This window comes from Natrinema gari JCM 14663, assembly GCF_000337175.1.
GTDB classification, from domain to species: domain Archaea; phylum Halobacteriota; class Halobacteria; order Halobacteriales; family Natrialbaceae; genus Natrinema; species Natrinema gari.
In genome coordinates this window covers 1-9,283 of the sequence record NZ_AOIJ01000083.1, presented here as the reverse complement: position 1 = coordinate 9,283, position 9,283 = coordinate 1, and the positions used below count along the sequence as shown (strand labels likewise).

At 65.8% G+C, this 9,283-nt stretch carries 8 protein-coding genes and 1 pseudogene; 4 read left to right on the top strand and 5 right to left on the bottom strand.

The genetic code is table 11. The annotated features are described in order from the left end of the window. Nucleotides 1–88: 88 nt before the first annotated feature. A pseudogene (locus tag C486_RS17775) lies at nucleotides 89–727 on the bottom strand (LolA family protein); the annotation flags it as partial. Between the two features lie 103 nt (nucleotides 728–830). On the opposite strand from C486_RS17775, the gene C486_RS17770 reads away from it, so the two are divergent. Further along, on the top strand, nucleotides 831–2,027 hold the full coding sequence (locus C486_RS17770; protein WP_008458657.1) for a M24 family metallopeptidase: 1,197 nt from the start codon (nucleotides 831–833) through the stop codon (nucleotides 2,025–2,027). A 179-nt stretch (nucleotides 2,028–2,206) separates the two neighbouring features. On the opposite strand, the gene C486_RS17765 is transcribed toward C486_RS17770, so the two are convergent. Together C486_RS17765 and C486_RS17760 are read right to left on the bottom strand one after the other, a co-directional pair. Beyond that, nucleotides 2,207–2,686, bottom strand: a complete 480-nt coding sequence (locus C486_RS17765) for a cupredoxin domain-containing protein (RefSeq protein ID WP_228370991.1) — start codon at nucleotides 2,684–2,686, stop codon at nucleotides 2,207–2,209. A gap of 84 nt (nucleotides 2,687–2,770) precedes the next feature. Then, complete coding sequence (locus tag C486_RS17760) at nucleotides 2,771–3,787, bottom strand: aldo/keto reductase (RefSeq protein WP_008458653.1); 1,017 nt, start codon at nucleotides 3,785–3,787, stop codon at nucleotides 2,771–2,773. A gap of 397 nt (nucleotides 3,788–4,184) precedes the next feature. Between C486_RS17760 and C486_RS17755 the strand changes: the two genes are divergently transcribed. After that, nucleotides 4,185–5,813 (top strand): potassium channel family protein, encoded by a 1,629-nt coding sequence (locus C486_RS17755; protein ID WP_008458651.1) that lies wholly within the window; start codon nucleotides 4,185–4,187, stop codon nucleotides 5,811–5,813. A 36-nt stretch (nucleotides 5,814–5,849) separates the two neighbouring features. Here C486_RS17755 and C486_RS17750 read toward each other — a convergent pair whose 3' ends face one another. Both C486_RS17750 and C486_RS17745 read right to left on the bottom strand, forming a co-directional pair. Further along, nucleotides 5,850–6,419, bottom strand: coding sequence for a GrpB family protein (locus C486_RS17750; protein ID WP_008458649.1), 570 nt, complete (start codon nucleotides 6,417–6,419; stop codon nucleotides 5,850–5,852). A 119-nt stretch (nucleotides 6,420–6,538) separates the two neighbouring features. Then, on the bottom strand, nucleotides 6,539–7,495 hold the full coding sequence (locus tag C486_RS17745; RefSeq protein WP_008458648.1) for a TIGR03557 family F420-dependent LLM class oxidoreductase: 957 nt from the start codon (nucleotides 7,493–7,495) through the stop codon (nucleotides 6,539–6,541). A gap of 418 nt (nucleotides 7,496–7,913) precedes the next feature. Between C486_RS17745 and C486_RS17740 the strand changes: the two genes are divergently transcribed. Together C486_RS17740 and C486_RS17735 are read left to right on the top strand one after the other, a co-directional pair. Further along, complete coding sequence (locus C486_RS17740) at nucleotides 7,914–8,912, top strand: ABC transporter ATP-binding protein (protein ID WP_008458646.1); 999 nt, start codon at nucleotides 7,914–7,916, stop codon at nucleotides 8,910–8,912. Beyond that, nucleotides 8,909–9,283, top strand: a 375-nt coding sequence (locus tag C486_RS17735; RefSeq protein ID WP_008458644.1) for an ABC transporter permease, incomplete at its 3' end; no start/stop codon positions are given. The genes C486_RS17740 and C486_RS17735, both read left to right, overlap by 4 nt.

Below are 9,283 nucleotides of genomic sequence, written 5' to 3'. Positions count from 1 at the left end.
GCACAGACTGGACTTCCTCATTCCTTCCGAAAGATGTCCCGATAAGCCACCGCAGTTACACGGTTTCTTGCTTAACTGAAGACGGATGCCTGGTCGTGTTCCGCTCCTTGATCGGGTACCGGTACTCGTCGTCGATCCAGACGGTTCGGGTCGTGGAGAGTGCCTCCGGATCGCTCTTCGCTCGAAGCCCGACAAGGAACTTCGTATCACCGACGACGAGGCCGATCGCCGGCCCGGCATCCTCGGCCGGCGGCTGCGTCTCGACGACGTGTGCTTTGCGACCGTCGACGGTCTCCATCCCCCGGTAACTGAGGTGGTGGTCGTCGCGAAGGGTTTCGAGGACGAGTCGCGTGCGATCGGTATCGGTCTTGTTCGGATGATACTGTTTCTCTACCGTTTCGGTCGTCGGGTTGTACTCCCACGTCGTCGTCCGGTTCGTCACGGTGACCGAGCCGACCGGCGTGTCCGGATCGGTCGATTCGACGACCTCGCGTCGCTGCTTGGCGGGCGGCCGCAACGCGACCCGTTCCGTTCGCTCGACTGTTTCGCCACCGGTTTCGACGGTCATGACCCGCCGGGCCGCGAGGTCGGTCATGTGGCGGCGCGTTTCGATCGCGTCCCGGAGGAGAGCCTGACTCGAGGGGGGAGCGTCGCTGTCGGTCGGATAGCTCACACAGCCGGCGAATGCGACCGCGGCTCCCGTTGCCAGGATCCGGCGACGGTTCATACGCGGGTGATTACCATGTTTAGTGATAAGTTTGCGGGTTCGAACCGACCCGCTCTCGGTCGGGATCCGCGGGATTATGAGGTCCGCTGTCATATAGCCGAGTATGAACGTCGATGTCGATCTCGCCCCGCTGCGCGAGTATCTCTCGGCCGAGAAGCTGGACGGCTACCTGATCGATGACGATGCCTCGGACGCCGGCCAGCGGTACGTCTCGGGCTTTACTGCCCCGGATCCCTATCAGACGCTTGTGACGGCCGACGGCGTCCACCTGCTCGTTTCCGGACTCGAATACGGGCGTGCGACGGCCCAGGCCAACGCGGACTCGGTCAGCCGACGCGCCGCCTACGACTATCAGCGGCTGGTGGCCGAACACGGCCAGTACGAGGGAACGATCCGTACGCTCGCGGCCTTTCTCGAGGATCACAATGTCGACGCGCTCGCGGTCCCGCGAACCTTCCCGACGGGGACCGCGGACGGGCTTCGCGAGCACGGGATCGCGGTGACGGTCGAACGCACGGGCATCGTGACGGACATCCGCGCGACGAAAACCGAATGGGAAGTCGAGCAGATCCGGGCGAGTCAGCGGGCAAACGAGGCCGCGATGGCACGGGCCGAGGAGTTGATCGCCACCGCCGATATCGAGGACGGCACACTCGTTTCCGACGGCGAACCCCTGACCAGCGAACGCGTCACGGAAGAGATCGAGATCACCCTGCTCCGCCACGGCTGTGCGTTAGACGAGACTATCGTCGCCTGTGGGGCCGACGGCGCGGACCCACACGACCGTGGCAGCGGCCCGCTCGCGGCCGACGAGTTGATCGTGATCGACATCTTCCCCCGGGACAAGGAGACCGGCTACTTCGCCGACATGACCCGGACCTTCGCCCGTGGCGATCCCGGCGAGGAGGCTCGACGGCGCTACGATGTCACCCACGAGGCCTACGAGGCCGCCCTCGAGACGGTCGCGGCCGGCGTGACCGGGGCCGACGTTCACGCCGCGGCCTGCGACGTGATCGAGGACGCGGGCTACGAGACGCTGCGCAGCGACCCAAACACCGACACCGGCTTCATCCACAGCACGGGTCACGGTGTCGGACTGGACATCCACGAGGAGCCAAGCGTCTCGCCGTCCGGCGGCGACCTCGAGCCCGGCCACGTGATCTCGATCGAACCGGGGATCTACGACCCCGCGGTCGGCGGCGTCCGCATCGAGGACCTGGTCGTCGTCACCGAGGACGGCTACGAGAACCTGACCGACTACCGGATCGGGCTCGAGCCGACGGCCGGCGCGCGACAGTAACGGGACACGAGTGCTCGCGAGTCTCTGGGGCCAGTCGTGCGGTGTTGGCGCGTGAAGACGCCGGGCGGCGTGAGCGGGAGGCGGGATCGACAGCCTGTGCGTGATCGTCCCGACCGATTGCCTGCCGGTCCGCGACTCGAGAGTGCGACTCGTCGGCCGTGCCGCCCACGTGAACGACGCTATTCGACTTGGATATCGGCGACCATCGACGTCGGGTGGACCTCGCAGATGTACGTGACCATCTCGCTACTGGCCTCGAACTCCAACCACTGTTCGTCGCCGGGCTCAGTAACCCGCTCGGTCACGAGATTGCCGACGACCTCGTCGTTTTCATCGTAGATCGCGATGTTGTGTTGGTTGCCGTCGCCGGTCGACCAGCCGATCTCGTAAGTTTCACCCTCGGTGAGAATGAGCGTCGGGTTCGTTTCGTCCGCAATCGAATCGGGTGAGATACCCATCCACCCAGACGTCTGGCCGTCGAGGTCGATCCGTGTCTCGGCCTCGATTTCCACACCACCATCGCTGTCGCCGTTCCCCCCGTTGCCGTTCCCACCGTCGCCGTTCCCGCCACCGCCGCAACCGGCGACAAACGCCGTCGACGCTGCGATACCTGTTAGTTTGAGCATCCGCCGTCGGGACACAGCCCCATCTCGTGTCATCGTGCACCCTTGGGAAAGGGTGACAATAACCATGTTGGTTGTTCTGGCCGGGTGGGAACGTCCCTGCAGGGATAAGTCCCGAACTCAGCGATAGCCGTCGTCGTCCGGTCCGCGGGCCGCGTCGATCCGCGCGAACTGCGCGTCGGACAGCTCGAGGTCGACCGCACCGACGTTCTCCGCGAGTTGGTCGGGCGTCCGCGCGCCGACGATCGGGACGCAGGTAAAGCGGTCCTGTTCCATGAGCCAGCGCAGCGACACCTGTGCCGGCGTGGCGTCGATTTCGTCGGCGACGCCCTCGACGGCCTCGAGGACCTCCCATGCGGTGTCGCTGGTGTAACGGTCCTCGAACAGGTCCGTCAAACTCCCGCGAGCGCCGTCGGGCGCGATCACGGTGCCGTCGTCGGCTCGTTCGTACTTCCCGGTGAGGAAGCCGCCGGCCAGCGGCGAGTACGGACAGACCGCGATGTCCTGATCCGCACAGACCTCGAGATAGTCGCTCACGTCGTCCGTATCGGCCGCGTTGAACATCGGCTGGGTCACGTCGAACCGCTCGAGGCCCTCGATATCACTGGTCCACAGCGCCTTTGTGAGCTTCCAGGCGGCCATGCTCGAGGCCCCGAGATAGTGGACTTTCCCCTCGCGAACGAGTTCGGTCAGCGTCCGCATCGTCTCCTCGATCGGCGTGTTCTCGTCCCAGCGGTGAATGTAGTACAGATCGAGGTAGTCGGTGCCCAGTCGCTCCAAGGTCCCTTCGATTTGGGCGCGGATGTGCTTGCGGCCGAGCCCGGAGTCGTTCGGTCCCGGCTCGCCGCGGCCGTCGAACGGGAAGTAGACTTTCGAGGCGAGGACGAGGTCCTCGCGGTGATGGCCGCGGTCCGCGAGCCACTCGCCGATCCAGCGCTCGCTCTTCCCGTTGGGATTGCCGTAGACGTTCGCCGTGTCGATGAAGTTGATGCCGTGCTCCCAACAGGCGTCGAGCAGGTCGTAGGCCTCCTCGCGGTCCGTTTCGACGGTCCCGTCGCTTTCCTTGCCGAAGCGCCACGTTCCGAAACAGAGCTTCGATACCGTCGTGCCCGTGTTCCCGAGCGTCGTGTACTCCATGGACGCCGATTCAGTGGCGAGGGGCAAAACGAGTTCGGAAGCGGCGATCACCGCAGCCACGTCTTTGGCCGGTCTTTCATCCCGCTGCAGTGTGCATTGATTTTCCCGGCGGTCATCGCACACCCTCGAGCGACGCGCCGTCGGTCAGTCGTCACCGCCCTCACTGAACCTCCCGCTCTCGCGCCATGCAGTTCCGGGACGCTCGTACGCGTCGTCTGCCAGTGAAGATGGTTTTGTCCCCGTTTCCGTGTTCGTATACCACAGATGATAAAAGGGCCGCTGCGGGCCGGTCTCGGACACGGAACGACGACGCGATTCGGCGACGGAGCGGAGACTGCGACGGGACCGCCCCCGGACTTTCCGAAGCTACAAACCACTCGATAGTCACGTACGGATAATGAACCACTGGTGGCGGCGGATCGCCCTCTCACTGGTCGCCGTTCTCGTTCTCGTTCTCGTCTACGCGTGGCTCTATCGGCTGGGAATGGCCACGTTCGAGGGCGAGCCGAGGACGTACGCCCAGGCGATCCGGACCGTCATCGAGACGCTGACGACGGCCGGCTTCGGCGGCGACGCCGACGACTGGCAGAGCACGCCGATGAACCTGATCGTTATCGTGATGAACCTCACGGGCGTCCTGCTGGTCTTTCTCGCCCTCCCGCTGCTCGTCGTCCCGCTCTTTCAGCAGGCCCTCGAGGACCGGCCGCCGGAGTCGACCGACCTCACCGATCACGTCGTTATCTGCTCGTACACGCCGCGATCGGACGTTCTCGCTGGTGAACTCGAGGCGGCGAACGTCCCCTATGTCTTCGTCGACGACGACGCCGAACTCGTCGTCGACCTCAACAACGAGGGCACCAACGCCATCCACGGCGAACTCGATCAGGAAGAGACGCTACACGCGGCGAACGCCCAACACGCCAGCGCGCTCGTGACCGACATCGACGACGAGACGAACGCGGTGGTGATCCTGACGGCACGCGAACTTTCGACGGACCTCACGATCGTCAGCGTCGTCGAGGACGACGAGGTTGCGAGCTACCACCGCTACGCCGGAGCCGACGAGATCGTCCGGCCGCGGCACGTCCTCGGGCAGAGCCTCGCGACGAAAGCGACGACGACCGTCTCGGCCGAACTCCGGGACACGATCGAGCTCAGCGAGGACCTCGCGGTGACCGAACTGCTCGTTCAAGCACACAGCGACCTCGTCGGCCAGACGATCCCCGAGTCGGGTATTCGAGACCGGATGGGAATCACCGTCATCGGGGCCTGGTTTAGCGGGGAGTTCGTCCCCGTTCCCGGCTCCGAAAACGTGATCGACGGCAATACGATCCTGCTCGTCGCGGGGCGTCGCGACGATCTCACGGAGCTGAAATCGCGGACGGTGTCGGCGCTGTGGCACAACCCGGACCGCGTCGTCGTCGGCGGCTACGGCGTCGTCGGCCGGACTGCGGTCGAAACGCTCGCATCCGGCGGCGTCTCGACCTGTATCGTCGGTCTCGCGGACGACCCGGGGGTCGACATCGTCGGCAGCGTCACCGACGAGTCGATCCTCGAGGCCGCCGATGTCGACGACTCCAGGGCGATCATTCTCACCCTCGACGACGATTCGACGACGATCTACGCGACGCTGGTCCTCAAGCAGGTCGCCCCCGATGTCGAAATCATCGCACGAGCGAACGAGACCGAGAACATTCCGAAGCTCTACCGTGCGGGGGCCGAGTACGTCCTGTCGCTCTCGACGGTGACCGGACGGATGCTCGGCTCCATTCTGATCGAGGGCGAGGAGATCCTCACGCCGGAGACCCAGTTCGAACTCGTTCGAACGACCGCGCCGGGGATCGCCGGACGAAGCCTCGGCGACGTGGATCTGCGAGCGCGAACCGGGTGTACCGTCGTCGCGGTCGAGCGCAACGGGGACCTGCTGACTGACCTCGGCCCGGAGTTCGTCGTCCGCGAGGACGACATGCTGATCGTCGCGGGGAGCGACGAGGCGGTCAACCGGTTCGTCGCGTTCGCGTGTTGAAGTGCCGAAAAAGCCGTCAGGGGTGATTCGATCGAGCTACGACTCGATTGTCGGAACCGGGAACCCGAACGTCAGATCGTTGTCCGTACGCGCGACCTCAAGGAGACGCTCGATGAACACGGTTTTGCCTTCGGAATAGGCGACGAGGTCGTCATGGTCGTCTGCCAGATCGCGCTTCAGCGTTTCGTACTCCGTACGGAGCGCGGGAGACGCTCGAAGGACATCACGCGTGACGACGCTGATTTTCCAGCCGTCGCTCGAGGTCGCGAAGACGTGGTCGTTGAACCGCTGGCCGGTCTCGCGTCGAAATACGGGTTGCCAGTGGTCGCCGTTCTCGATGCGATCGCCGCCGAGTTCGAACTCGACCGCCCGCGAAACGTCGCTCACAGCACCGTCAGCGACGACGATATCGAGGTCGACGATATCTTTCGCGGCGAGGTTGGGGACGGCGGTCGAGCCGACGTGTTCGATTCGTGCTACGGTAGTCTCGAGCGATGCGCCGGTCAACACGTCGGACACACGGTCGCGTTCGGCGACGAAGCACTCGCGCCACGCGTCGTATCTGGCTGGAACGAGTTCGATCGGATCGTCGTTCGCATCGACCATTGTTTCGCAGAAACGTATCTAATACTTGAATGTTACCGTCGCGAACGGCTGCGACACTCGTCGGCGGTCGCAGTTCCGGTGCACTTCGTTCGGCCACCAACAAAGCCACCGGGACCGGCTCACTCGAACGATGGCAACACTTCCGTCTCGTAGAACTCGATCGCCCGCTCCTGTTCGTCCCCGATCTGGTGGACGTAGACGTGGTCGTAGCCGGCGTCGATCGCCTGCTCGATGCTGTCGATGTGGGCCCCCGCGTCGGGTTCGGTAGTCGTTCCAGCCTCGGCGATATCTTCTTTCTCGACCATCCCAGCCGCCTGCTCGAAGTGGGCCGGCGTCGGCAGCTCCTGGCCGAGTTCGCCCGGGAGCGAGCCGTTGGGCCACTGCTCAAGGACCGTTTCGATCGCGTCCGCCTCGCTGTCGGCGTAACAGCCGTGGAGTTGCGTGTATTTCGGCCCGTCCCCGCCGGCGTCCTCGTAGGCCTCGACCGGCTCCGACTTCGGGCCGGAACACCAGAGCCCGTCGGCGTTCTCGGCGACCCACCGGGCCGTCTGCGGGCCGAACGCGCTCCCGATCGTCGTCGGCTGCTCGTCGGGGACGGTATAGAGGCGCGCGTTCTCGACCGTGTAGTGTTCGCCGTGGTGACTCGTCGTCTGGCCGGTCCACAGCGAGCGCATCACGGCCATCGCCTCGTCTACCATCTCGAGGCGTACGTCGTGTTCGGGCCAGCGCTCGCCGGTAACGTGTTCGTTGAGGTTCTCACCGGTACCGACGCCGAACGTAAAGCGATCGCCGAGCATCTCGTCGACGGTGGCGACCGCGTGGGCGACGTTGACCGGATGGATCCGGATCGTCGGGCAGGTGACGCCGACGCCGACCTCGATCTCGTCGGTCACCGTCGCGATCCCGCCGAGCGTCGACCAGACGAACGGTGACTCTCCCTGGGCGGAGACCCACGGATGAAAGTGGTCCGAAATCGAGAGGAAGTCGAACCCGGCCGCCTCGGCGCGACGGGCAATGTCGACTAGTTCCGTCGGCCCGTGCTCCTCGCTCGAGAGCGTGTATCCGAGCGCCGTCATTCCCGGCTCGCTACCACGAACCGGCGGGTAACGGTTGCACCTGCGAGGGCAAGAACGCGAGCGCGGCCGCGTTCCGACTGCGACCTCGACGCCGGTTACTGCGGCTCGAGTATCCGACCTGCGTGGCGCGCATTGAACTGTGCCGAACGGCAGTGAGGGACCGTTCGACATCGTTCGAGGGCTTCGCGAACGCGGTGAGCGAAGGCGTGGAAGACGTGTCGCATGTTCCAATGGACGAGCGAGCGACTCTGGAGCGAGCGAATCGGTTGGGGAGGGCGTGGTGCTCCGTGCTGCCACGGTAGCGGGCGCGGTCGTTCCGTCGCACGTGCTGCCGCCAATTTCAGTGGCGCAGCTACCTACGACCCACGGTGAATACCGAACCGAACCCCTTACCCACGCCGCGCCGGAACCGACTCGTATGGAAGCCGTAGTCGACGCGACGGACCTCGAGAAGGCCTACGGCGAGACGGTCGCCCTGTCCGGGGCCTCGCTGTCGGTCGGCGGTGGAGAGGTCTTCGCCCTGATCGGGCCGAACGGTGCCGGCAAGACGACGCTCGTCCGCACGCTGACGGGGACGACCGAGCCGGACGGCGGGACAGCACGTGTTCTCGGCGCGTCACCGTCGACGGTCGATCGCGACCGGCTCGGCGTGTTGCCACAGTCGTTCTCGCCGCCCGACAGACTCAGCGCGCGGGAACTGCTCGCGTACTACGCCGGCCTCTACGACGACCCGCGCGATCCCGACGACGTGCTCGCCGATGTCGGCCTCGTCGATACCGGCGATACCTGGTACGAGAACCTCTCCGGCGGCCAGCAGCGCCGGGTCTGCGTCGGGTCCGCACTGGTCAACGACCCCGATCTGCTCTTTCTGGACGAGCCGACGACCGGCATCGATCCCGCCGGCCGCCGCACCGTCTGGCGACTGATCGAGGACCTCGCCGACGCCGGGACGACGGTCGTCCTGACCACCCACGACATGGCCGAGGCCGAGCGCCTGGCTGACCGCGTCGGCCTGCTCGCCGACGGCTCGATCGTCGCACAGGGGCCGCCCGAGCGGCTGGTCCGCGACCACGGCGGCTCGAGCCGGCTCACGATCGAGACGGCGGCCGATCCGGACGCGTTCGATGCCCTCGAGTATCCGGTCGAACGCCCCGAGCGCGATCGGGGCCGAAACCCCGACAGCGCGGTCGTCGTCCGCGATATCGATCCCGCCGCGATCGGGACGGTCGTCGACTATCTCGAGAGCCATGCGATCGAGTACACGCAGCTTTCGTGGGCCGAACCCGATCTCGAGGACGTCTATCTCGAATTGGCCGACGGGACCGAGCGGGCGCGGACGGATCGGCTCGAGGGCGGCGGGACCGGGGATGGCGTGGCCGACGAGTCCGACCTCACGCAGACGGGTGAGACAGCATGAGCCGGCTGGGACGTGTCGGTGCGGAGACCAGCGCCGGCTGGCGGTCGTTCGTCCGCCGGCGGACGGCGGTCTTCTTTACGTTCTTCTTCCCCGTGATCCTGATCGTCATCTTCGGGGCGCTCGTGCGGACGGACCCGACCGGCGGCGGGCTGTTCACGGAGCCGGCGGCCTACTACGTGCCGGGCTATCTCGCCGTCGTCGTGCTCTTTACCCCGCTGTCGCGGATGGGCAGCGAGGTGGCCCGCCACCGTGAGGGGAGCCGGTTCGAGAAGCTCGCGACGACGCCGCTGACCCGCGGCGAGTGGTTACTCGCCCAGACGGCCGTCAACGCCGCGATCATCGGGCTGGCAAGCCTGCTCATCCTCGGCCTG

What these genes read in the sequence shown, in the direction of transcription:
- C486_RS17770 (WP_008458657.1), top strand. Translation starts at nt 831, where the DNA reads ATGAACGTCGATGTCGATCTCGCCCCGCTGCGCGAGTATCTCTCGGCC.
- C486_RS17765 (WP_228370991.1), bottom strand. Translation starts at nt 2,686, where the DNA reads ATGACACGAGATGGGGCTGTGTCCCGACGGCGGATGCTCAAACTAACA.
- C486_RS17760 (WP_008458653.1), bottom strand. Translation starts at nt 3,787, where the DNA reads ATGGAGTACACGACGCTCGGGAACACGGGCACGACGGTATCGAAGCTC.
- C486_RS17755 (WP_008458651.1), top strand. Translation starts at nt 4,185, where the DNA reads ATGAACCACTGGTGGCGGCGGATCGCCCTCTCACTGGTCGCCGTTCTC.
- C486_RS17750 (WP_008458649.1), bottom strand. Translation starts at nt 6,419, where the DNA reads ATGGTCGATGCGAACGACGATCCGATCGAACTCGTTCCAGCCAGATAC.
- C486_RS17745 (WP_008458648.1), bottom strand. Translation starts at nt 7,495, where the DNA reads ATGACGGCGCTCGGATACACGCTCTCGAGCGAGGAGCACGGGCCGACG.
- C486_RS17740 (WP_008458646.1), top strand. Translation starts at nt 7,914, where the DNA reads ATGGAAGCCGTAGTCGACGCGACGGACCTCGAGAAGGCCTACGGCGAG.